1 protein-coding gene is annotated in these 607 nt (G+C 68.9%); it reads left to right on the forward strand.

The window, feature by feature from the left end; genetic code table 11:
* Window positions 1–32: 32 nt before the first annotated feature.
* The coding region (locus tag KS423_RS46865) for an ATP/GTP-binding protein (RefSeq protein WP_224285702.1) at window positions 33–607 on the forward strand (575 nt) is incomplete at its 3' end.

Consider the following 607-nt stretch of genomic DNA (forward strand, 5'->3'; position numbering starts at 1 on the left):
GCCCGACGTCACGCTGCTCGAAAGGGTCCTCAGTGGACTTCGCAAGCTCTAACGCGGCCGCCCCCACCCGCGCCACCACCTCCGCGAAGATCGTCGTCGCGGGCGGCTTCGGTGTCGGCAAGACCACGCTCGTCGGCGCCGTCTCCGAGATCAACCCCCTGCGCACCGAAGCCGTCATGACCTCGGCCTCCGCCGGCATCGACGACCTCAGCCACGTCTCCGGCAAGACGACCACCACCGTCGCCATGGACTTCGGCCGCATCACCCTCGACGAAGACCTCATCCTCTACCTCTTCGGCACCCCCGGACAGGACCGCTTCTGGTTCATGTGGGACGACCTCGTCCGCGGCGCCATCGGAGCCGTCGTCCTCGTCGACACCCGCCGCCTCGCCGACTGCTTCCCCGCCCTCGACTACTTCGAGAACAGCGGACTGCCCTTCGTCGTCGCCCTCAACGGCTTCGACGGACACCAGCCCCACACCTCCGACGAAGTCCGCGAAGCCCTCCAACTCGGCACCGACACCCCCGTCATCACCCTCGACGCCCGCCGCCGGGACAGCGCCAAGAGCGCCCTCATCACCCTCGTCGAACACGCCCTGCTCGCCCG

It is taken from the genome of Streptomyces sp. LS1784 (assembly GCF_020103755.1).
Taxonomy (GTDB): domain Bacteria; phylum Actinomycetota; class Actinomycetes; order Streptomycetales; family Streptomycetaceae; genus Kitasatospora.